This window comes from Paenibacillus sp. HJGM_3 (genome assembly GCF_045062745.1).
Lineage (GTDB): Bacteria > Bacillota > Bacilli > Paenibacillales > NBRC-103111 > Paenibacillus_AA.
The window spans coordinates 91,228-114,315 of record NZ_JBJGED010000021.1 but is presented as its reverse complement, the minus strand read 5'-3'; the positions used below and the strand labels follow the sequence as shown (position 1 = coordinate 114,315).

The window sequence follows — 23,088 nt, the reverse complement described above, 5'->3', positions numbered from 1 at the left end:
GGGGATGGCGACCATAGTCTTGCACAAGCCTGCCGGCGAATGCTTCGTGTTGATCGGGACCGGATTCGGAGCTTACAGCTCGAGCAGCCCGAGCTTCTTCGGAGGCAATCTGTTCCCGAACAAGGAGTACGGCGAGGTGGAATGTGCCGCGGTCAGCGATGCGGCGGGAACGATCCGGTGGCTGCCAACCGAGGAACTGCAGGTGCTCGAGGTGGACGGCAAGTCTCCTGATGAGTGGCTGCAAGCTCTACGGAACAAGCCATACCGCCTCAACTCGGAGGGATCCGCCGATGAGCCGGATGAGGCCGAATCGCAGGAAGAAGAGACTTGCCCGGCATGCGGGCACCGCGTACGCGCGAACGCGCGGCAATGCCCGTCATGCGAGCTGACATTATCGATGCAGGACACTGACTAAAGATGCAGGACACCGACTAAAAGGAGCTTATTTCATGAAACCTGAAGTGTACGTTGGAACTTATCAAGGGGAGGCCGCCGTCTGGCTGAAGGCCGGCCCTTATGAAGCCGCCGTGCTGCCAGGCACCGGCGCGAATCTGATCGCCTTCCGCGATGTGGAGAAGGGCTATCGGATCATCCGCGAGCCGGAGGCGGACGAGCTCGAGAGCTTCTTCGCCCGGCCGATGGCCCACGGCATCCCGGTGCTGTTCCCGCCGAACCGGTACGACGGCGGCCTATTCCGCATCGGCGAGCTCGAGTATCGGCTGCCGATCAACGAGCCGGAGCGAGGCAACCACCTGCACGGCCTTTGCTTCGACCAGCCATGGGAGACGGTTCGCACCGGCGCGGATGAGCGGTCCAGCTATGCGGAGTTTGCCTTCGAGCGCGACGCGATCCATACGGACCTCGTTCAATTCCCGCACCGGTTCCGCCTTACGCTGCTGTACACCCTAAGCGCAGACGGCCTCCGGCAGCAAGTGACGGTTCACAACCTCAGCCCCCAGCCGATGCCGTGTATGCTCGGGTTTCACACGGCGGTGAACGCGCCGTTCGTCCCCGGCAGCACGAACGCCGACTGCCGCTTCACGATGACGATCGGCGACCGCTGGGAGCTGGACGACCGGATGCTGCCGAACGGCCGGAAGCGGCCGCTCAGCCCATTCGAGGCGAGCTTCCGCGACGAGACGACAGGGGCATCGCCGTTCGCCGAGGCGATGGACAATCACTACAGCGCCGTTCCGGGGCCTGGCGGCAACCGGATGATGCTGACCGATACCCGTGCGAACGTGCGTCTTGTATATGAGGCCGGCGACAAGTACCGGCAGTGGATGATCTGGAACAACGGCGCGTCCGGCGGCTTCTTTTGCCCGGAGCCGCAGATCAACATGGTGAACGCGCCGAGCTTGAGCCTGCCGGCCGAGGAGACGGGCTTGCTCTTGCTCCCGCCGGGCGAGACGTGGACGGAATCGAGCCGACTTTACGTGGAAACTGCGGAATAAGTGCATACAGACAGGAAAGGATCTGTGAAGGGCAATGCCTCGGCAGGTCCTTTTTAGTGTGCAAGGCATACTGTAAGAATTTCTACATACTCAAAGATATTTGAAATGGAAAACAAAATGGGGTATATATTAAATAAACGGTGTTCATTTAATGGAGGCTTAATGAAAAAGATTCATGAAATAGAGAAAGGAGGTGCTCGGAAAGTTGGTCGGAGTCGGCGCGACGAGCAAAAAGAGCAGCTCCGCGACTTCATTCTTCAAAAGGCAAGCGAACAGTTTTTGGAGTGGGGATACAATGATTTTTCCATGCGCAAGCTGGCTGAACGGATCGGCTATTCCCCAGCAACCTTGTATTTGTACTTCCGCGACAAAGATGACCTTTTGTTTACGGTCGTAGACGAAGCTTTTGCCCGTTTCCAATGCCAACTTTCAGAGGCCGCCGATAGCACTGCAGACCCTTGGGAGCGATTGGGACGATTGGGAGACACTTATATCCGCTTCGGCTTAAACAATCCTGTGCATTATCAATTGATGTTCATGTGGAGAAGCGATTATTTGACCAAGTCCCGTCATGGGGAAGAGACTCCGCGTTTTGCGGCCTTCCAAGTTTTGTCCGATGCCGTGCGTTACGCTATGGATCAGGGAGCCATGAAGCCTGGGGAAACGGAAGTGTACAGCGACATCCTTTGGGCGATGATGCATGGGGTTGTCGCGCTCGCCATTCAGATGCCCATGTTTGATGAAGACCGAACCGCGAAGCTCGCCAAACATTCGAGGGATATGATTTACATGGCCTTGAATCGATAAGGCCGATTTTTTTAGCTCATTTACTGAACAGTGTTCATTAAAAACCATAAATGAGGAGGTAATTGTAACGATGTCCATTTATTCGGTATTGCTCGCAGGTCATATTGGGGCCGGAACGATCTGCTTGATCACCGGGGCTCTGGCCTCTTTTGTCCGCAAACAAAAAGGAATCCACACCATAACCGGGGAAGTGTATCATTGCGGTTACGTAGTGGTATTCCTCACTGCAGTAATCATGTCCATGATAAAATGGTCGGAGTTGGCATTCTTGTTCTATATTGCCGTATTTTCCTACGGGATGGCCCTTTATGGTTATTTGGTCCGAAAGCTGAGACGGAACAATTGGCTGCCTAAGCATATTAACGGCATGCTCGGATCGTATATTGGGATCATTACGGCAGTGCTTGTCGTGAACGGCGAGGCTGTCTCCTCTGTGACCGGCATTCCGTCATTGTTCCTTTGGTTCATTCCGACTATCATGGGCTCTCCGCTCATCGCGATGACCATAAGGCGATTTGCCCGTCCCGGCAGCAGCAAGCGGATTTAAGGCGTCGCCGCCTTCAAGGACGAAGCCGCAACCTGGACGACGTTCGTCTGTCCGATCGTTTTGTCCTGCGAATCGATGACGCGGACGTCGATATCGAGCTGGAACGCCTTTTGCAGCTCGGGCGGGATGTTGACCGTGATGGCGGTTTGACTCTCCCAGGATGAGCTCGCTTTTTTGCCGTTTACATAAACGATCGAGGTTGAAGGCAAATTTTGACCTGTCAGATGAACGGTCCAGTCGCCATTGGCGCCGCCTCCCGCGAGTACGGCCGGCGGATCCGCCGATTCCAGCTTCATGGGGCCGAAGCCTAGCAAATAGTCGGGATCGAGAATGCGGAGCCCTTTCTCCTTGTACGCATGCTGCTCGCCGAACAGGATGTCGTATTGCAGCGTCTCGTACGGCTTCAGATCGCCTTCCTTGATCCCCATTTTGACGAAGTAATTTTTGGGCGGAATGACCGGGATTTTGCCGTACAGCTCGTGCAAGTAATCCGTGAAGTAGCTGCCCTGCAGGTGAGCCATATTCAGCACGTATGGGCTGACGAACGAAGGACTCATATTAAGCTTCTCCGCCGGCTGCTCGGGCAAGTAGTTGTTCCAGACGAGAATCGGAGTCCGGTACATTTTGTCCAGGAAGCCCGGATCGGTGTCGCCCGTGATGTATTTCGATTCCTTGTACGCCTTGAACTGGTCCCCGAGCGAGGGCAGGTGGTCGCCGAAGAAAACTAGAATCGTAGGCTCATCCACCGAGTTGTAATAATCGACTAGCTGCTGCAGCATCCGATCGGCGTCATAGGCGCCCCGGGCGTACGTTTCCAGCATCCCTTTGGTCTCCGCCGGGTAATCGTTGCGGATGCGGATCGGGTTATCGGCGAACTTGCCCGGAAAATAGTGAAAGTGGTTCTCCATCGTATTCGCGAAAATAAAATCGGGCCCGCTCGTTTTCTTCGAGGCGTCGATGATGACTTGGCCGACCTCCCGATCGGCGATATAAGGTCCCTCGTAGACGGGCTTGAAAAACTCTAGGCTGACATAGTTGTGGAACCCGAAATTTTTATAAATCTCGTTGCTGTTGAAATACCAGGCATGGTACGGGCTGACGGCTGTCGCCGAATAGCCTTGACGGGCAAGAATGCTGGCCAGCGAATCCACCCCGCCGTGAATGAACTGGTTGTAAGGCACGGAGCCTTGGGGCAGGAACCGCATCGAATTGCCGGTCAGCACCTCGAACTCTACGTTAGCCGTACCGCCTCCGAACTGGGGCGACAGCAGCGTGCCGCTCGGGAATTGCTTTTGAAGCGCATGGAGATGGGGCAGCGGGTCCTGGTTGAACTCAATGCCTGGAATTTGCGTGACGTCCCACAGCGATTCGCTCAGCACGACAATCACATTCGGCTTGACACTGGACGGGCCTCCGTCGGGCGGGGCGTGCTGCTTCATGATGCCGAACACCATCTCGCTGCTGTAATCCGTCAGCTTGCTCACGAACAGCTGCTCCATATTCATAAGCGTCGTCAGCGTAAATCCGTTCGTTTTCACATTGTCCGACTGGTCCCATAGAATGCCCTCGATAGCAAACGCTCGTTTGAGCGGAATCGGTTTGTCGGTGTAGAGGACGGCTAAGACGGCGATGGCGATGGCGGCTGTGATTCCGCGTTCTTTCCAAGAGAGCCGGTGCAAGTGGCGAGGGAGGAGCCGCATCATCCAATAGCTGAACAGGAAGAAAAAAAGCAAGGCGAACCCGATACTCCAGGAGAGGATGTTATTCAAATACGGCGTCATGTCTTTCGTCTCGCTGCTGAGCACGAAGTCCCAAGGGAGCAGGGGGATGCCCAGCACCTTCAGCTTAATCCCGCTGATGAGACCGAGGACGAGCAGAACGGGGGCCAACACCCAGAAGGAAACACGCGTACGGCCGATGAGGGCGGTCAGCAGCAGCAGCAAACAATAGACGATCGCGGCATTGAAGCCGAACCGGATGATGTGGGTCAGACTCCAGGCGAAGGCTGCCCCGGCACCGCCGCGGCTCAGAAATTCCAGCATCACCACGATTCCGACGCATGAGGCGAACGGCACATAATGGCGTCGGAGATAGGTGTGAATTCGATGTAATCCTTGAATACCCATGTATCGCTCTCTCTCTGAAAATGTAGATTTGTTAAATTTATGTAAACGTAGTCATTATATCACGGGACATCGGGTTCAGATAGACCGGATTCAAGGGGACAACAAAAAAACCAATCCTGCTCTCGGGATTGGTCGAGGCGATACGCATAGGACCGTCCGGATAGGGCCCGGAAGACTGGCAGTTCGGGAAGGGATGAATGTCCCGGATCTGGTTGAACGGGTAGTGGAACGTAGCGAACTGGGTTTGATATAAATATTGCAGCACATACACCTCTCCGCCATGGACGCTACAAATGACGCCGGAGACGCCGGTCCCGTCGCGGAGGGCGATGCCGGCAGGCCGGCCGATGAGCGCTTGCGCTTTGCTTTGGATCAGGTTGCCCCCACCGCCGGGTGTTGAAGCCGAGAATGGATTGTACATGAGCGATTCCCCTTATACAGAGTCTGGTTCCATCCATCCTATGTGAGAAGGGCCTAGTGGATTTGGGCGAATGTCGGGGAGTGACGATTTTTTTGGCTCTGGGATTGGGGGCACATTGACGGTGCAAGAACGACGGTGATATATTGAAAGCGTAATTCGTTCAATATATTGCAATTGCGTTTAATATTTCGAAAGGAGAGGTGGAGCTATGCCTAGAAAAAGCGTGTTCGCGCCGCTCGCGTCTGCCGGGGACGGTCCGTATTCGCAAGCGATCGTGTCGAACGGGTTCGTCTTCGTGTCCGGACAAGGCCCTCTTGAGGCCGGAACCGGCCGCATCGTCGGGGACACGATCGAGGAGCAGGCCGATCTGACGCTCCGGAACATCGAGCTCATTCTGGAAGCAGCGGGAACCTCAATGGACGAGGTGGTGCAAGTGAACGTATTCTTGGCGGATATGGGCTTGTTCGGCCGATTCAATGAAGTGTACAAGCGCTACTTCCAAGCGCCGATGCCGGCCCGGACATGTGTCGAAGCCGGGTTGGACCATATTCTGGTGGAGATCGACGCCATTGCCAGCCTGCCCAATCCAAACGAGTGAAAGGAGCGATTGAGATGAATATACAGCGATTCGCAGGTCAAGTAGCCTTGATCACCGGAGCCGGGCGCGGCATCGGGAAAGCGACGGCGGAGCGTTTTGCCGCCGAAGGGGCTAAAGTGGCGCTGCTCTCGAACGAGCTGAACGATTTGAAGCAGACAGAGTCGGAGTTGCTGAGCCGGGGGGCTACGGTGATCGCCATCCAAGTAGACGTCTCGGACGCCGAGCAGGTGCAGGAGGCGATCGACCGGACCGTATCCGCCCTCGGCAGGATCGATATCGTCGTGAACAACGCGGGCATCGCCTGGGAAGAGCCGTTCGTGGACATCAAAGAAGCGAACTGGTGCAAAATCATCGACGTCAATCTGAACGGCATGTTTCACGTCGCGCAGCGCACGGCCCGCCAGATGATCGCTCAGAACGAGGGCGGGGTCATCCTGAACATGGCCTCCACGAACGGCCTCGTCGGGGAAGCGAACTATGCGCACTACAATGCCTCCAAGGGCGGGGTCGTGCTGCTGACGAAGACGATGGCGATCGAGCTCGGCATTCACAACATCCGGGTGAACGCGGTATGCCCCGGGTATATCCAAACTCCGATGTCGGAAGCGATCGACGATGAGGAGAAGGTACTGGCGTATGTCCGAGACAAAATCCCGCTCAACCGGAGAGGCCGCGTGACGGACATCTCGGGGGTGTTCGCTTTCCTCGCTTCGGAAGACGCGTCGTTTATCACCGGGGAATCGATCGTAGTCGATGGGGGCCAGCTCGCCTTTTAAGATTGACGAATCGCATTGGGCGTTGTAGATTTGACTTAGGTAGTAAAGGTTACAAAGGAATCATTAGGGTGGGATCAGGATCCGATTCCTTACTTTAACTGGCACTGGAGTGGACGAATTGGACACAACTGCCTCAATCGATCAATGGATGGAGCAGCATCGCGACTGGCTGGTCGGCCTATGCAGCCGGCTAATCGCCATCCCGAGCGAGAATCGCCCTCCTCACGGCCTCGAGCGGGACGTTCAGCATTTGTTCCGCCAGGAGCTGGAGGCGCTGGGATTTCAAGTGGACTTGTACGAGCTGGACGAAGTGGAGGGATTGCGCGAGCATCCCGCCTACTGGCCCGGCCGCGATTATACCGATCGGCCGAATCTATGGGCGCATAAGCCGGGGAGCGGCGGCGGCCGATCGCTCTTGTTCTCCGGCCATGCCGACGTCGTAATCGGCAGCCATGCCGGCCAATATCCGCCCTATCAGCCTACTATAACCGGCAACCGGCTATATGGCCGAGGGTCCAACGATATGAAGGGCGGGATGGCGGCGGCCTTGCTCGCTTTCTATTACTTGCAGCAGCACGACGTGCAGTTGAAGGGGGATCTCGCCTTCGAGAGCGTCGTCGACGAAGAGATGGGCGGGGCGAACGGGACGCTCGCCGGCCGGCTGCGCGGCCATCACGCCGATGCCGCCATCATCCCGGAGCCGACGAATCTGCGAGTGTGCACCTCCCATCTGGGCGGCGTCACTTGGCGTATTACCGTGCACGGCAAGGGCGGCATGGGGTTCGGCGGGGAAGAGCTGTGCAACCCGATCTACGGCATTGCCCGCATCGTGACCGAGATCGAGCGTTACCACACGGAGCTGGGCGATGCGCCTGCCGGGACCCCCGGTCCCGTCCCGGGTACGAAGCCGAACGTAGTGCTGTCCTTGATCCGGGCCGGGCATTTCGACCCTGGCGCCTCGGACGGTATTCCCGAGAGCTGCATGCTGGAGTTGTGGCTCGAATGCTATCCCGGCCAGACGCTGGAGGAGCTCGAGGCGACGTTCGCCGCGCGGATTCGAGCGTTGTGCGCCGAGCCGGGCATGAGGCCGTACCGGGTCGAGTGGGAGCAAGTGACGCGGTTCATCCCGGGCACGGTGGCCGATACCGGGCTGGCCGGCGTATTGGCGGGCGCACTCTCGGAAGAGGGACATCCGCCCCTGCAGGCGGAGATGTCGCCGTTCGCTTGCGACGCCTTTATGTTCAACGAATATTCGCCTACGCCTGCTGTAATTTGCGGCCCGGTCGGGGAGAATGCGCATGCGTCCGATGAGTTCGTGGACGTGGATAGCTTGCTGAAGCTCGCCCGGGCGTATATCGAGACGATCCTGCAGTGGTGCGGGGAGACGAAGCCGGCCAACGGCTGAAGCCCTTCGAAACCGATGCCGGTCGAGAAAGAATGATGTTAGGCAAGAAGGAAGGATTAGTCGATGTTATCTGGGAAACCGGAGCTGTTGAAAAAAATCAATACCGGCAGTATCGTGGACATGGTTCGCCGGGACGGCCCGTTATCGCGTGCCGAGCTGGCCAAGCGTCTGCATATGAGCCGACCGACCGTGTCGAAGCTGGTGTCGGAGCTGCTGGCCGAGCAGGTGCTGGTCGAGATCGGCGTCGGGCCGTCGAGCGGAGGGAAGAAGCCGATCTATCTGCAGATCAACTCCAAGGGCGCTTATGTGATCGGCGTGCACGTCGCTTACCCGACGATCAGGATTGCGCTGGCGAACAACTTGGGCGATGTGCTGAAGCGGGGGGCAATCCCTGCGCCGGACAGCTTGGATTCGCTGCTGGATGAGATTGTGTCGCAGGCGCACGAGCTGCTTGGGACGGCCAAGCTGACCGCGAACGATCTATCGGCTGTTGGGGTGGCGTTCTCCGGGATCGTCAACCCGCAGCAGGGGGACATCCTGTACGCTCGGTTTTTCCCGTTCGTTAAAGGGACCACATTTAAGGAGCAGCTGGAACAGAGGCTTCGGGCGCCCGTCTTCATCGATAACGACGTGTACATGGGCGTTCTGGGCGAAGCGAGTGTGCTCGACCGGCAGCCGTATAGCTTGGCGTTCGTCACGCTGGGAGCGATGATCGGCATGGGGATGATGATCGAAGGGCAAGTGTTCCGGGGTGCCCGCTTCGCGGCGGGTGAGATAGGCGATATGCTGATCGATGCGCCGCGGCAGCTCTCGGGCGGGTACCACCCGGAGGGCGGCTATCTGGAGCGGTGGCTGGGCGCGCTCGGGAACGAGGGCGTGCTGCGCGCGGCACAGGCCGGCAGCGAGGCGGCGCTTGCACTCGTCCGGGAGGATCAGACGAAGCTTGCCGTGATGCTGGCGAATATCGTCAGCTTATTCGATCCGGAACGGCTCATTATCGGCGGCACGATCCTGCAAGTTCAAGACTTGTTCCTGCCTCAGATCCGTACCTTGCTGAAGGATTTGACAGGCCGGGCGATCGAACTCGAAACCGCGCACTACAGTGAGGATTCCGAGCTGATCGGCGGCATCGCCAAGGCGATTCAGAGCTTGCAGCAAAAAATCAGCATCAAACAGCACGGCATCTAGCGTGAAAACGATGAAGCTATTGGAGCTCGGGAGGGATCTTCATGGCGAAACTGTGGAAGATGGGACTGGTTGGGCTGGGCGGGTCGAGACGTTCGGCCGCGTACATGCATCACCCTCAAGTCGAAGTCGGGGCCGTGTGCGACACGGACCTCGATACGCTGCAGCAGGGCGGTGAGGAGCTGGGCGTTCCGGAATCGTCCCGTTATGCCGATTACGAGGCGTTCCTGGAAGCCGATCTCGATTTCGTTATGATCGGATCGCCGATGCCTCTGCATGCGGAGCATACTATCCTTGCGCTCGAGGCCGGCAAGCACGTGTTGTGCGAAGTGACGGCGGCGAACACGGTGCACGATTGCCTCCGGATAGTGGATGCGGTGGAGCGGACGGGCCGGATCTATATGATGGCGGAGAATACGGTGTACTTCCATTTTTTCAAAGAATGGAATGACCTTGTCCGGAACGGTCGGTTGGGCGAACTCTTCTACGCAGAGTGCGAATACGTGCATGCGATCCGCTCCCGGATTATCGATCCCGTCACCGGCCAGAGCTACTGGCGCGATGAACGTCCCCCGTTGCACTACTGCTCGCATTCGCTCGGACCGATCCTCAATCTGATGCAGGACCGCGTCGTCCGAGCGATGGGGGTCGGGCAGACGAAGACGATCGTGCCGCATGGGGGAGTGGGCAGCATCGACATGCAGGTGGCGCTGCTGCAGACGGAGAAGGGCGCGACGATCAAGCTGCTGCGCAGCTCGGTGGCGGCGAAGGAGCCAGGGCACCACTTCTACTCGGTTTACGGCTCGAAGGGCCATGTCGAGAATGGCCGCGGCCAGACGCAGAACCAAGGGTGGTTGTACTTGGAGGAGGAGCCGGGGTACGAGAAAGGGGCGCAGCCGATCGCGTGCAGCATCAGCGACCCGTTCGCGCCGGAGGAAGCGACTCGCGGCGGGCACGGGACGACGGAATATTATTTGCTCAAGGATTTCATTGATGCCCTGAACGGCGTCAAGCGGCCGGCCATTGACGTATACCGGGCAATGGAATACACGCTGCCGGGCTTAATCGCTCAGCAATCCGTCGAGCAGGGCAGTATATGGCTGGACGTGCCGCAAGTGCGATGAGAACATAACGACGAATATGCCGTTATTCAGGCGGGCAGGTATAAACTATAGGCCAGTAACAAGGACCTCTGAGGATTCAGAGGTTTTTTGTTCTTACAAGGCGCCTGCCGGGAGTTTGCAGGTTAACCATTTAAACTGGGTAGCGGTGTACGGTGCCCTTTTTACACCTTGTTTGCTGGTTGTTTTTTAAGCTATTCTGATGTTAGTGGTTTGTTCGTAATGGAACGAATCCTTGGTATTGCACGCATCATGACCCAGCCTATAATAGGATTCTTGATAGTGAATCGCTTCAACATCGCCTTTGCTGATTTAACTTCACGAAAAGCATAATGGCTCATCTCCTCTTGATAGGAGCCGATCGCTTTCTCAAGAGCTTCGCCTTGGATTACCGCTGCTTCGAGCTTTTCGGCAAGAAGTGCCGCATCACGCAAGGCTGTGTTACCTCCGTGTGAGCCAGTGGGGGGCATGACGTGTACGGCATCTCCCATAAACGTTACTCGGGAGACTGGCCACGTAGAGGGTTCTTTTGCGGCTTTTAATTTTACTGCCATGGTGGAATCAACGTCGGCTCGGTCCACAAAACTTTGCAGCACTGGGTGAAAGTCTCGGGTAATATCCTGCGCAAAACGTAGTAACATTTCGTTACTCCATTTACCCTGATGCTTAGGAGATTGCTCCTTCGGCAAGACAATGCCCCACATCACATAATCGTCAGTGATTGGAGGGATTCGATCCACTCCAAAACGGGAAAAAGCGGTTTGCGGAGCCTCGCGGAATCTCATGGTAGTAAAGAAGAATCCACGACTTGATGGACCCATTGCGAACACTCCACTGGTTTTCAATCGATCGGGAACCAGGGAACGTCCATTTTGAACGAGGAGTGTGCGCCCATAAATCCCCCAGCTGTTAGTGTCTTCCGGCTCACAGTCAGGCAAAAGTTGCTTGCGCAGGGCTGAGTTTACACCATCAGCACATACAATGACGGATGCTTGGATATAACTTCCGTCCGCAAAATGAAGTGTTGCTCCATCGGATGCTGTCTCCGCACGTACCGCCTCCTTGCCAAAATGGACTTTATCTTGAAGCCCTTCGAGCATAATGGCACGCAGGGTTTGGCGATCTGCTTGCCGGGGTGTACGCAAGTCATTACCGCTCGGATCGCCTTTAAAAGTAAGTCTGAATATCTCCCCAAGCTGATGATTCGTTACCCGAAAGTAACCCGTCTCGTCAGTAGGCGAGGTGGTGGCGAGAAACAGCTTAAATAAATGTGGCGGCAGGCATCGCTGAAGGGCGGCAAGGCCATACCCGTCAACAGTGATCCGATATCCCTGGCGACGGGCATGCGGAGCTGGATCACGTTCATAAACTTGCACATCGAACCCGGTACGAAGTAACGAATGGGCCAAGCATAAGCCGCTTAATCCAGCTCCTGCGATGGCCACTGAAATCTTTGCCATTATTATTCATCTCCTTTTTAGTTGTTTGATTATCAATGAATTTTGGATATAATATTGCTGGATCATATTTATTTTATCTCACGAGATAAGATAATAGTAAACGGAGGCCATCGAAATGTCAACGAATCCAATCATAAACAATCTGTCGGAAGAATTACGAAATAACAGTACCGCAACGATCATGTTTCACCAAGCGATTGGTACCAAGTTAGGATTAAATCTAACGGATCACAAATGTTTAGATGTAATATTGCAAAACCAACCCATTACTGCCGGTCGCCTCTCCGAACTAACCGGATTAACAACAGGTGCTGTCACAGGCGTGTTAGATAGACTAGAGAAAGTGGGATACGTCTATCGGGTGAAAGATCCGCAAGACAAAAGACGCGTCATCGTTCATCTAGATCAAGAAAAGGCAGAAAAAGATATTCTCCCCCTCTTTCTTTCATTTGGTAAAGAATTAAACCAAATGTTATCGAGTTATGAGGATAGGGAACTACAAAACATTCTCGATTTTATTCGACGATGCAATTCCTTATTGAGGGATTTTACCGCAAAAATGATTGAATGATTCGACTACGGGTTCGGCTTGTCAACGAATAGACGGGTGAGGAGAAATACTAATATGAGATGGACAATCAATGAGTTCCGCGCAAGAGCGGTTGAATTGGAGGGAGAGCTGGTTTCGATCCGCCGCGAGCTTCACGCGGCTCCCGAATTGAGCTTTCATGAGGCGGAGACGGCGGCAAAGGTAGAGGACAAGCTGCGCCTGCTCGGCTACACCGTTCAGACAGGGGTAGGAGGGGGCCACGGTATCGTGGCGGAGCTGAAGGGGGCAGGGCCGGGACGGACAATCGCGCTGCGCGCAGACATGGACGCCCTGCCGATTGTGGAGGAGACCGGGCTGCCGTTCGCCTCCCGGCGCGAGGGCGTCATGCACGCGTGCGGCCATGATGCGCATACGGCGATGCTGCTCGTCGCGGCTCGGCTGCTAGCGGAAGCTCGGGAGGAGTTGGCCGGCACGGTGCGTCTGCTGTTCCAGGCGGCCGAAGAGGTCGGATTGGGGGCGCGAGATTTGATCGATCACGGTGCATTGGAGGGTGTGGACGAGATATACGGGTTGCACAATTTGCCGACCTTGTCTGCAGGCAAGATCGGCATTCGCCCCGGGGCGATGATGGGTTCGTCCGATCTGATCGAGATTGAGATTGTCGGCAAGGGCGGGCACGGAGCGATGCCGGACCAGAGTGTCGATCCGATCGTTGCCGGTTCGGCGGTCGTCGGCGCGCTGCAGACGATTGTCAGCCGGGAGATTTCCCCGTTCGAGCCGGCCATCGTCACGATCGGCAGCTTCATCGCCGGGAATATCGGCAACATTATTCCCGGCCGGGCGGAGCTGAAGGGCACTGTGCGATCGTTCTCACCCGCCGTCCGGAAGCGGTTGCCGGAGGTGCTGCAACGCATCGTGACGGAGATCGCCGCGGCTCATCGCTGCGTAGGTACGCTCCGCTACATGGAGCGCACGCCGGTGCTAGTGAACGAGGCGGCTTGCACCGACGAGCTTGCCCGGCTAGCCGAGGAGCTCGTAGGCGAGGACAATCGCGTACTAGGAGACGCGACGTTGGTTGGAGAAGATTTTGCGGCTTATTTGGAGCGCGTTCCCGGGTCGTTCTTCTGGCTCGGCTCCGGTCCGGAGACGGATGCGGAGCAGGCCTACGGGCTTCACCACCCGAAGTTCAATCTGAACGAGGCTTGTCTGCCGATCGGGGCCGCCATGTTGGCGGCGATCGCGTACCGGCGCACGGAGGCGGCATCGAATTAATTTACATTGAAATGTTAGAAATCCCCTTTCAATCGCAAGTACTCTCTCTTATAATGTTATTAAAGTTCACATGATATTGAAGAGAGAAGGGGATCGGGATGAAAAACCGGGCTTGGGGCCGCGGGATGACCGTCTATATGTTAGGTTGGAACGGACTGGGGCTTGCTCTGATTGGATGGCTCGTTAGCCGGGATGCCGCTTTATGGTACTTGATCAGCTTGGTGGCTGTCGTGAACGCAGCGGTTTCGATTGCAGGTGAAGTCGGTTGGCTCGGTTCCAAGGGCCGCAAGGACGGATCGTCCGCGGGGCACGATGCGCCGCTGTCCACCGAGCGGTTCACCGGCTTCATGAATGAATCCCAAGTGTTGTCCGATCGGCTGTCCGCGGCCGTCGAGGAAGTGAACCAGTCGATTGAATGCCTGAACGAAATCGCCGACCGATCCATCGTGGAGGAGAAGCGGCTTCGGGCGAGCAGCAAGGAGACGCTTGTCACGCTGGAGATGACGTTCGCCTCGCTGCAGCAGGTGGCCTCAGCCGCCGAGCAGATTCGTGAAGTATCCGGCCGGCTGGGCCGGGAGAGCGAGGATACGCAGGAGAAGGTGGCAGAGATCTCCCGCTCGCTCGAGGCGACGGACAAGGTCATGGAGGATCTGCACAGCAACCACGATATATTGGGACGCAACATCGCGATGCTGTCCGAGCATACCGGGAAAATCGAGGAGATCAACGGCTTCATCCGCGAGGTGGTCGAGCAGACGTCGCTCTTGGCGCTGAACGCTTCGATCGAGGCAGCGCGGGCCGGGGAGCTGGGACGCGGCTTCAATGTAGTCGCGACCGAGATTCGACGGCTCGCCGATCAGAGCAACCAGGCGGTCGCCCGATCTTCCGATACGCTGGCAGCCGTTGAGAAGAGCGTACACGAGGTCGTGGAATCCGTTTATTCGGAGAAAGAAGCGGTGTATCGCGGCATTCAGGAAATGAAGCGGATGAAGGAAGGCATTGCCCTCATCCTGAGCAAAATCGTACAAGTCCACCATTTGGTGGGTCGTACCGAATCTGCAAGCGAACAGCAGGCGGAGCAGATGAAAGACACGACGGTCAAGCTGAGCGAAATGGTGGAGCTCGTCAATGCTGCGCTGGGGAGCGTGGACCGCACGCTGGAGCAAACCGAGTATCAGCGCAGGGAGACGGCGAAACTGCAAACGGTCAGCGCGGGCTTGTCCCGCGCGTCCGACGAGATGGTCGGGGCGATCGGCAGCATCCGGACGAAGGAGAAGGAGCTGGAAATCCCGTCACATGTGAGAGACGCCTTCCTCCGGAAGCTCGGCGAAGCGGTCGCTTCCCAGGAGCTGATCGGCTTGACGCCGGAGGCGCATGCCCGCTCGCTCAGCCGCCTCATGGCGGACAATCGCATGATCGAGGCCGTCTGGTCGAACCGCAGCGACGGGTCGTTCCTCTTCTCGAAGCCCGAGGCCGGGCTCCTGAACGCCAAAGGGCGGGAATGGTGGAAGCGGGCCATGCAAGGCGAGACGTTCGTCTCCTCCGTCTACATATCCGCGATTACGAAGAAACCGTGCGTGACGCTGTCGAGGGCGATCTACAACGAACGGCGGGAAGTAATCGGCGTCGTCGGCGTCGACCTCGATTTGGCCCAAGCGGGAGCCATACAGTCCGGCGATTCGCGCAAAACAGCCGAAACGAAAACGGCAGCCGCTGGATGATCCCATCAAGATATTAAAAAGAACCTCCTCTCTGCCAACTGGCGAAGAAGGAGGTTCATGTGTTTGAGAAAGAAACGTTTCAAAACGCCAAGTCCAGAAATAAATACATGCCGTCGCGAGACGGATACGAGAACGTATGAATCATCCGATTGCTGTCCAGGTCGACATAGCCGGTGGACATCGTCCCCCGTTTGTACCGCTTCATGTTCAATATATTCGGAATAAAGTAAGGCCTCCAGCTCCAATTCGTCCCCCGAAAGCTCGCATCCTTGCTCCAGGAGCCTTCTTCGTTCAAAAAATGGTTTGACGACACCTGGAATCCGTCATCCCGGCAAGCATAAATGCGAATACAGAATGATGAAGCGAGCAGCGGGAGCAGCTGTTCGATCCGCTCGTCCGCATCCACCCAGCCGATCGACTCTCCGATGATGAGCTCCATCTTCGCATTCCATGCCTGTTCTTCTCGTGCGAGCAGCTCGAATTTTTGATAATTCCGGTCGTGATACCTCCGAATCTCTTGGAACAACAGCTCGACGTAGCGGTTCGAGGGTTGCAGCTCCGCTTCGGCGACGCTGAACAAATAGCCTTGCGCATACCGGGCGCCGATCTCAAGCGCAAGCTGCAGATCCGCCTTCGTCTCGATGCCTTCCACCAGCAGCGAGGCGCCGATTTGTGTGGCGATCGCCGAGAACGAGCGCAGCAAAGCTTTATAGCCGTCGTGGACCGAAGCTTTCTTGAGCATATTCAAATCCATCTTCATAATCCTGGGCTGAATGAGCGCGATCCGGTCCAAATTGCTGAACCCGCTGCCCACATCGTCAACCGCAATGATGCAGCCGGCGTCCCGGTACAGCTTGACGATATCCGCGAGCCGTTCCAAGTCGCCCGAGAACTCTTCCTCCGTAATCTCGATGACGAGCCGGACCGGTGACAGCTTGTGCTGCTTCAGCAATTCCAATGTATACAGGGAGCCCTTGCCGTTGTACTGGCTGTAGATCCAGGAGGGCTTAATATTAATGAACAAACAACCCGACTGGTCGGAAGCGGCGAACGTGCGTATCGCCTTTTCCCTCAGGATGCGGTCGATTCGCAGATGGTCTTCCAGGCTGACCGTGCCGTCTTCGAAGAACGGCCCCAGGCTTTTCTGCTCGTTCCCTTGTACCATTCGGCCTAATGCCTCGTAGCCGTATATCTGCAATGTCTGCAGGGAGACGATCGGTTGGAAGTAAGGCATAATTTCCCGCTTCATTCCGGGTCTCGTTGTGGCACGAAGAATGTTAGGCTGGTTCTCGTTGTTGTGAACGAAAGACATAAGACCTCCTGCAAGGATGTCATTTTCTACTTGAAAATAGCAAACATACCCAAAAAGATCAAGTTAAAAGTGAACTTTGTGTTAGGAATATTGACATGAATGACTTATCCCGATCTGGTTAGGAAACGTCAAATCACAAGAGGAAGTAATAGTTTCCAGAAAGTTGATGCACACTATAGGCCGTTTGGGTAAAGAAGTGGAGTAAGGCGATTTAAGAAGCCAAACAGACCAACCCACTAGCAGATGAGGAGGAAAAACGATTATGAATCAAACAAACGGTACCGCACAACCCGCGCTGCGAGTTCAGGATCAAGTTGCGCTTGTGACCGGGGCCGGCTCCGGCATTGGGCGCGCCGCCGCGCTGCGTTTAGCGGGGGCCGGTGCGAAAGTATGTCTCGTCGATCTGAAGGATGCGCGGACCGAGCAGGTGCGCGACGAAATCGTCAAAGCCGGCGGCGAGGCGATAGTAGCGGACACGAACGTTTCGGATCCGGCACGGGTACAGGCGGCGGTGGAGCAGGCGATCGGAATGTGGGGGCGGCTCGATATCGTATTCGCCAACGCGGGCATTAACGGCACGGTCACCCCGATCGAGGAGATGGAGGCTGCGGATTGGGACGAGACGCTGAACACCAACTTGAAAGGGACGTTCCTGACGGTCAAATACGCGGTGCCGCATTTGAAGAAGCAAGGGGGCAGCGTGATCATCACCAGCTCCATCAATGGTAATCGGACGTTCTCCGGGATCGGGATGTCCGCATACGCCACCTCTAAGGCCGGCCAGGTGGCGTTCGCCAAAATGGCGGCGCTCGAATTGGCCCGGTACCATATCCGCGTGAACGCCATCTGTCCCGGGGCGATCAAGACGAACATCGGCGAAAACACGCACAAGACGCCGGAGCTGAAAGAGGTGGAGATCCCGATCAAGTATCCGCAGGGCGGTCAGCCGCTCGAGCACGGGCCGGGTCAGCCGGAGCAGGTGGCGGATCTCGTGCTGTTCCTCGCTTCCAGCGCATCGAGCCATATTACGGGTACGGAAATCTATATCGACGGCGCCGAGTCGCTGTTGCGGTAAGGTGGCAGTAGTCGTCAATTGCGTCCGGGGGCTTGGCTTCTGGACGCTTTTTCATAGGAAGCCCGGGGAAAGCTTCGTGAAATTCGACCTTGGAGTCGTAGTATTTATGGCGCCAAAAAGTCATTTGGAAGAGCTCTAGTTTCATTTCGTCGAATTGGAGCGCACATTTAGAACACGGACCCTGGAATACCGCCATTTAGTCAGGCAAAATCGAACTGCGTAGCGTGGACTGTCCTCAACACCCGCTCTAATTACGCAAAATCGAACTACACATGAATTGGATCCAAAATAAGGCTCGTAGTCAAGCTAGCCCTCGAGCGAGTGGTTATATATAAGTATTTTCTACTTCATTAATAAGAAAAGATAATAAATACTACGTATTCAAAACAATTCTAAAGTATGCTACGGTGAAAGAAACATATTTTAAGACACAAAAAAGACACATCTGGGGTCCCCACAAAGCAATAGAATGATGCTTCAGAGGATCGCTTCTCTTTTTGGGGATTTAGATGGAGTCCCCGCAGAGTACGAGGAGCACGCTTCGGAATGCGCTTCACTTTGTGGGGTTCCAGAAAATTTCATATTCGGAAAGGTGCGACGTATGCGGACAACAGGATCAGGTATCCCAAGCAAGCAAGGCTTGTACGACCCGCAATATGAGCATGACGCCTGCGGTATCGGATTTGTAGCCGATATTCGCGGACGCCGCTCACACGACATCATCCGTCAAGCATTAAAGGTACTGTGCAATCTCGATCATCGCGGCGGTCAAGGCTGCGAGACGAACACGGGCGACGGGGCCGGCATTCTCATGCAGCTTCCTCACTCGTTTTTCCACCAAGTATGTGCTCACGACCAAATCCGGCTGCCGGAAGAGGGCAAGTACGGCGTCGGCATGGTGTTCCTGCCCCAGGACGAAGAGAAGCGGCGGTTGTGCGAGACGACGATGGAGTCGTTCGTGAACCAGGTCGGCTTGACGGTCCTCGGCTGGCGCGACGTGCCTACGAACAACGCCACCCTTGGGGAATCGGCCCGCTCGGTTGAACCGGTGATCAAGCAGCTGTTCATCGGCACGGCCGCGGACACCAAGGATCCCCTCGCCCTGGAGCGCCAGCTCTATGTGGTGCGGAAGCGCTCCGAGCACGCCTTCGCCGCTGCCGGAGTGAAGGATGCGTATTTGCCCAGCCTGTCCAGCCGTACGATCGTCTTCAAAGGCATGCTGACCCCCGAGCAGGTAAGCGCCTATTATATCGACCTCACGAACCCCGCCTTCGAGACCGCCCTTGCACTCGTTCACTCCCGCTTCAGCACGAATACGTTCCCCAGCTGGGAACGGGCTCACCCTTACCGCTATCTGATCCATAATGGAGAAATCAATACCCTTCGCGGCAACGTCAACTGGATGCGCGCTCGCCAGGCCATGGACGAGACGGACTTGTTCGGCGACGACTTCCGAAGCTTGCTGCCGATTATCGATATGGAAGGCAGCGACTCGCAAATGTTCGACAACTGCCTCGAATATTTGATGCTGACCGGACGCTCCCTGCCGCATGCGGCCATGATGATGATTCCCGAACCGTGGTCGAATCACGAGAGCATGAGCGCAGAGATGAAAGCGTTTTACGAATACCACAGCTGCCTGATGGAGCCATGGGACGGTCCGGCGGCGATCTGCTTCACGGACGGCGCCGTTATCGGAGCGGTGCTCGACCGCAACGGCTTGCGTCCCGCCCGTTATTATGTGACCAAAGACGACCTGATCGTTCTCTCCTCCGAGGTGGGCGTGCTGGACATTCCGGCCGACCGCATCCTGCAGAAGGAGCGGCTCCGTCCCGGACGGATGCTGCTCGTCGATACGGTGAAGGGCCGTATCGTGGCCGACGAGGAGCTGAAGCGAACCATTGCGGCGGAGCAGCAGTACGAGCAGTGGACGAAGGAGCAGCTCATCGATCTCGAGCAGCTGCCCGACGCGCCGGCTGTCCCGGACCCGGACCGGCATACGCTCACCCGTCGTCAGCATGCGTTCGGCTATACGTTCGAGGAGCTGACGAAGGTGCTGGAGCCGATGGCGGGCTCGGGTGTGGAAGCGATCGGCTCGATGGGTATCGACACGCCGCTCGCCGTCCTGTCCAACCGGCCGCAGCTGCTGTACAACTACTTCAAGCAGCTGTTCGCGCAGGTGACGAACCCGCCGATCGACGCGATCCGCGAGGAGCTCATAACGGCAGTCGGTACGACGATCGGTCCGGAGCGCAGCCTCATCCGGCCGGAGCCGGAGAGCTGTCGGCATATCCGGCTGAAGACGCCGATCCTGAACAACGAAGAGCTCGCGAAGCTGAAGCACAACGTCCGGGAAGGCTTCCGGCCGCACACGCTGCCGATTCTGTTCGACGCGACGGGAGGCGCGGGGGCGCTGGAGGCAGGCTTGAACACGCTGTTCGCTGGCGCGGATGCCGCGATAGCGCAAGGGGCACAGCTTCTTATTCTGTCCGATCGTGGCATGAATGAGCAGCTGGCGCCGATTCCGGCGCTGCTCGCCTTGTCCGGATTGCATCACCACCTGATTCGTCAGGGCACCCGGATGAAGGTCGGTCTCATTCTGGAATCCGGCGAGCCCCGGGAAGTGCATCATTACGCGCTGTTGCTCGGGTACGGCGCCGGGGCGATCAACCCGTATCTCGCGTTGGAATCTCTGGACGGCATGATCCGGCAAAATCTGTTGAAGGGCGTGACGCCGGACAAAGCGGTGTACCACTACATCAAGGCGGCCACGAAAGGCGTCGTCAAGGTCATGTCCAAAATGGGCATCTCCACCGTGCAGAGCTACCGGGGCGCCCAAATCTTCGAGGCGATCGGGCTGCAGGCCGAGCTGGTCGAGAAGTATTTCACCTGGACCCCCTCGCGGATCGAAGGCATTGGGCTGGATGTCATCGCGGAGGAGACGCTCTCTCGCCATCGTCGCGCGTATTCCTCGCAGGAGGGACGCGACGCCACGCTGGACGCCGGCGGCGAGTACCAATACCGCAAGGAAGGCGACCTGCATCTGTACCGGCCGGAGACGATTCATGCGCTGCAGACGGCGGCCCGTACGAACAACTACGGCCTGTATAAGCAATACGCTTCGATGGTGAACGACCATTCCCGCCAGACGGCGACGCTGCGCGGGCTGCTGCAGTTCAAGCCGCAGGCGGAGAGCGGCCGCGCGCCGGTGCCGATCGAGGAAGTCGAGTCGGTGGAGTCGATCTGCCGCCGGTTCAAGACCGGGGCGATGTCGTACGGCTCGATCAGCTCAGAGGCCCATGAGACGCTCGCGATCGCGATGAACCGGATCGGCGGCAAGAGCAACACCGGCGAAGGCGGCGAGCATCCGAAGCGGTTCCAGCCCGACGCGAACGGCGACCTGCGACGCAGCGCGATCAAGCAGGTGGCGTCCGGCCGATTCGGCGTGAGCAGCCATTATCTCGTGAACGCCGACGAGATTCAGATCAAGATGGCGCAGGGCGCCAAGCCGGGAGAGGGCGGCCAGCTGCCGGGCAAGAAGGTGTACCCGTGGATCGCGGAGGTGCGCGGTTCTACTCCGGGGGTAGGGCTGATCTCGCCGCCGCCGCACCATGACATCTATTCGATCGAGGACTTGGCCGAGCTGATCCACGACTTGAAGAACGCGAACCCGCGCGCTCGTATCAGCGTGAAGCTCGTGTCCGAGGTCGGCGTCGGCACGATCGCCGCGGGTGTCGCGAAGGGCCGTTCCGACGTCGTGCTCATCAGCGGCTACGACGGCGGGACCGGCGCATCTCCACGCACGAGCATCAAGCATGCCGGGCTGCCGTGGGAGCTCGGTCTGGCGGAGACGCACCAGACGCTTGTCCTGAACGGCCTGCGCGACCGGATCACCGTCGAAACCGACGGCAAGCTGATGACCGGCCGCGATGTCGTCATCGCCGCACTACTCGGCGCCGAGGAGTACGGCTTCTCGACCGCGCCCCTCGTCGTGGTCGGCTGTGTCATGATGCGCGTGTGCCACCTGGACACATGCCCGGTCGGCGTTGCGACGCAAAATCCGGACCTGCGCCGCAAGTTCGCCGGCGACCCGGAGCATGTCGCGAACTTCATGCGCTTCCTCGCGCAGGACATGCGCGAGATTATGGCGGAGCTCGGCTTCCGCTCCGTGAATGAGATGATCGGCCGCACCGACATGCTGGAGCCGGCCGCTTTCTTGGGCAGCGCCGATGACGGTGCTGCCGCCGGGATCGGCGAGCACTGGAAGGCTCGCCGCGTCGACCTGGCCGCGCTGCTGCACCAGCCCGATGTGCCGGCGCACATCGGCCGCTATTGCAGCGTGCCGCAGGACCATCGGCTCGACGACTCGCTCGATCGCCGCGAGCTGCTCGCGCTGAGCGAGCCGGCGCTCGAGCGCCGGGAGCACGTGCACGCGATCCTCCCGATTCGCAACACGAACCGGGTCGTCGGCACGATCGTGGGCAGCGAAGTGACGCGCCGTTATGGCGCGGAGGGACTGCCGCACGACACGATCCGCTTCCACTTACACGGTTCGGCCGGGCAGAGCTTCGGCGCGTTCCTCCCGAACGGCATGACGCTCTCGCTCGAAGGCGACGCCAACGACTATGTCGGCAAGGGCTTATCCGGCGGCAAAATCATCATCTTCCCGCCGGAGCAGGCGACGTTCGTGCCGCAGGACAACATCATCGTCGGCAACGTGGCGTTCTATGGGGCGACCGACGGCGAGGCTTATATTCGCGGCGTAGCCGGCGAGCGGTTTTGCGTCCGCAACAGCGGCGTGCGTGCGGTCGTGGAGGGCGTCGGCGACCATGGCTGCGAGTACATGACCGGCGGGCGCGTCGTCGTGCTCGGCCCGACCGGCCGGAACTTCGCCGCGGGCATGTCCGGCGGCATCGCGTACGTGCTCGACGAGGACGGTTCGTTCCGCGAGCGGTGCAACAAGGAGATGGTGCTCTTCGAGCAGCTGGAGGCGCAATTCGAGATCAATGATGTGCTTAATATGATCCGCAATCACGCCAAGTTCACGGACAGCGAAGTCGCCCACCGAGTACTGAATCACTGGGAGGAGCACGTCTGGAGCTTCGTGAAGGTCATTCCGCGGGACTATAAGCGGATGTTCGAATCGATCGAGCGGGGCAAGATCAACGGCCTGAGCAACGAGGACGCGATCATGGCCGCGTTCGAGGAGAACAGCAGAGACTTATCCCGCGTGAGCGGCAATTAGAGGAGGGACTGGT

General features: G+C 57.7%; 18 protein-coding genes. 14 read left to right on the top strand and 4 right to left on the bottom strand.

The window, feature by feature from the left end:
* Positions 1–4 precede the first annotated feature (4 nt).
* The 4 genes from ACI5FR_RS22045 to ACI5FR_RS22030 all read left to right on the top strand — a co-directional run bounded on the left by ACI5FR_RS22045 (position 5) and on the right by ACI5FR_RS22030 (position 2,808).
* Positions 5–415, top strand: coding sequence for a hypothetical protein (locus ACI5FR_RS22045; RefSeq protein WP_405458326.1), 411 nt, complete (start codon positions 5–7; stop codon positions 413–415).
* 34 nt (positions 416–449) lie between these two features.
* Positions 450–1,454 (top strand): aldose 1-epimerase, encoded by a 1,005-nt coding sequence (locus ACI5FR_RS22040; RefSeq protein WP_405458325.1) that lies wholly within the window; start codon positions 450–452, stop codon positions 1,452–1,454.
* A 162-nt stretch (positions 1,455–1,616) separates the two neighbouring features.
* Positions 1,617–2,261 (top strand): TetR/AcrR family transcriptional regulator, encoded by a 645-nt coding sequence (locus ACI5FR_RS22035; RefSeq protein ID WP_405458323.1) that lies wholly within the window; start codon positions 1,617–1,619, stop codon positions 2,259–2,261.
* A 70-nt stretch (positions 2,262–2,331) separates the two neighbouring features.
* A complete protein-coding gene (locus ACI5FR_RS22030) occupies positions 2,332–2,808 on the top strand; it encodes a DUF2306 domain-containing protein (RefSeq protein ID WP_405458321.1) in 477 nt (158 codons plus the stop codon).
* On the opposite strand, the gene ACI5FR_RS22025 is transcribed toward ACI5FR_RS22030, so the two are convergent.
* Complete coding sequence (locus tag ACI5FR_RS22025; protein WP_405458320.1) at positions 2,805–4,934, bottom strand: LTA synthase family protein; 2,130 nt, start codon at positions 4,932–4,934, stop codon at positions 2,805–2,807. The genes ACI5FR_RS22030 and ACI5FR_RS22025 overlap by 4 nt on opposite strands.
* Before the next feature lie 37 nt (positions 4,935–4,971).
* Complete coding sequence (locus ACI5FR_RS22020) at positions 4,972–5,355, bottom strand: hypothetical protein (protein ID WP_405458318.1); 384 nt, start codon at positions 5,353–5,355, stop codon at positions 4,972–4,974.
* Positions 5,356–5,563: 208 nt separating this feature from the next.
* On the opposite strand from ACI5FR_RS22020, the gene ACI5FR_RS22015 reads away from it, so the two are divergent.
* From ACI5FR_RS22015 to ACI5FR_RS21995, 5 genes are all read left to right on the top strand, one after another.
* The gene (locus ACI5FR_RS22015; RefSeq protein ID WP_405458315.1) at positions 5,564–5,953 is read left to right on the top strand and encodes a RidA family protein; all 390 of its coding nucleotides are present in this window, start codon (positions 5,564–5,566) and stop codon (positions 5,951–5,953) included.
* 14 nt (positions 5,954–5,967) lie between these two features.
* Positions 5,968–6,729 (top strand): SDR family NAD(P)-dependent oxidoreductase, encoded by a 762-nt coding sequence (locus ACI5FR_RS22010; RefSeq protein ID WP_405458313.1) that lies wholly within the window; start codon positions 5,968–5,970, stop codon positions 6,727–6,729.
* A gap of 118 nt (positions 6,730–6,847) precedes the next feature.
* Entirely contained in the window at positions 6,848–8,134 is a 1,287-nt protein-coding gene (locus tag ACI5FR_RS22005) for a M20 family metallopeptidase (RefSeq protein ID WP_405458310.1), read from the top strand.
* 63 nt (positions 8,135–8,197) lie between these two features.
* Positions 8,198–9,322 (top strand): ROK family transcriptional regulator, encoded by a 1,125-nt coding sequence (locus ACI5FR_RS22000; protein ID WP_405458308.1) that lies wholly within the window; start codon positions 8,198–8,200, stop codon positions 9,320–9,322.
* Positions 9,323–9,363: 41 nt separating this feature from the next.
* Positions 9,364–10,443, top strand: a complete 1,080-nt coding sequence (locus ACI5FR_RS21995; RefSeq protein ID WP_405458306.1) for a Gfo/Idh/MocA family protein — start codon at positions 9,364–9,366, stop codon at positions 10,441–10,443.
* Positions 10,444–10,634: 191 nt separating this feature from the next.
* Here ACI5FR_RS21995 and ACI5FR_RS21990 read toward each other — a convergent pair whose 3' ends face one another.
* Complete coding sequence (locus ACI5FR_RS21990; protein ID WP_405458305.1) at positions 10,635–11,900, bottom strand: FAD-dependent oxidoreductase; 1,266 nt, start codon at positions 11,898–11,900, stop codon at positions 10,635–10,637.
* A 115-nt stretch (positions 11,901–12,015) separates the two neighbouring features.
* Between ACI5FR_RS21990 and ACI5FR_RS21985 the strand changes: the two genes are divergently transcribed.
* From ACI5FR_RS21985 to ACI5FR_RS21975, 3 genes are all read left to right on the top strand, one after another.
* Positions 12,016–12,471, top strand: a complete 456-nt coding sequence (locus ACI5FR_RS21985; RefSeq protein WP_405458302.1) for a MarR family winged helix-turn-helix transcriptional regulator — start codon at positions 12,016–12,018, stop codon at positions 12,469–12,471.
* A 54-nt stretch (positions 12,472–12,525) separates the two neighbouring features.
* Positions 12,526–13,722: a M20 metallopeptidase family protein gene (locus ACI5FR_RS21980; RefSeq protein ID WP_405458300.1), complete on the top strand. Its 1,197-nt coding sequence runs from the start codon at positions 12,526–12,528 to the stop codon at positions 13,720–13,722.
* Between the two features lie 98 nt (positions 13,723–13,820).
* Entirely contained in the window at positions 13,821–15,443 is a 1,623-nt protein-coding gene (locus ACI5FR_RS21975; RefSeq protein WP_405458297.1) for a methyl-accepting chemotaxis protein, read from the top strand.
* Between the two features lie 79 nt (positions 15,444–15,522).
* Here ACI5FR_RS21975 and ACI5FR_RS21970 read toward each other — a convergent pair whose 3' ends face one another.
* Positions 15,523–16,755 (bottom strand): EAL domain-containing protein, encoded by a 1,233-nt coding sequence (locus ACI5FR_RS21970; RefSeq protein ID WP_405458295.1) that lies wholly within the window; start codon positions 16,753–16,755, stop codon positions 15,523–15,525.
* A 262-nt stretch (positions 16,756–17,017) separates the two neighbouring features.
* On the opposite strand from ACI5FR_RS21970, the gene ACI5FR_RS21965 reads away from it, so the two are divergent.
* Both ACI5FR_RS21965 and gltB read left to right on the top strand, forming a co-directional pair.
* Positions 17,018–17,830 (top strand): SDR family oxidoreductase, encoded by an 813-nt coding sequence (locus tag ACI5FR_RS21965; RefSeq protein ID WP_405458294.1) that lies wholly within the window; start codon positions 17,018–17,020, stop codon positions 17,828–17,830.
* Between the two features lie 601 nt (positions 17,831–18,431).
* A complete protein-coding gene (gltB, locus tag ACI5FR_RS21960; protein WP_405458291.1) occupies positions 18,432–23,075 on the top strand; it encodes a glutamate synthase large subunit in 4,644 nt (1,547 codons plus the stop codon).
* Positions 23,076–23,088: the final 13 nt, after the last annotated feature.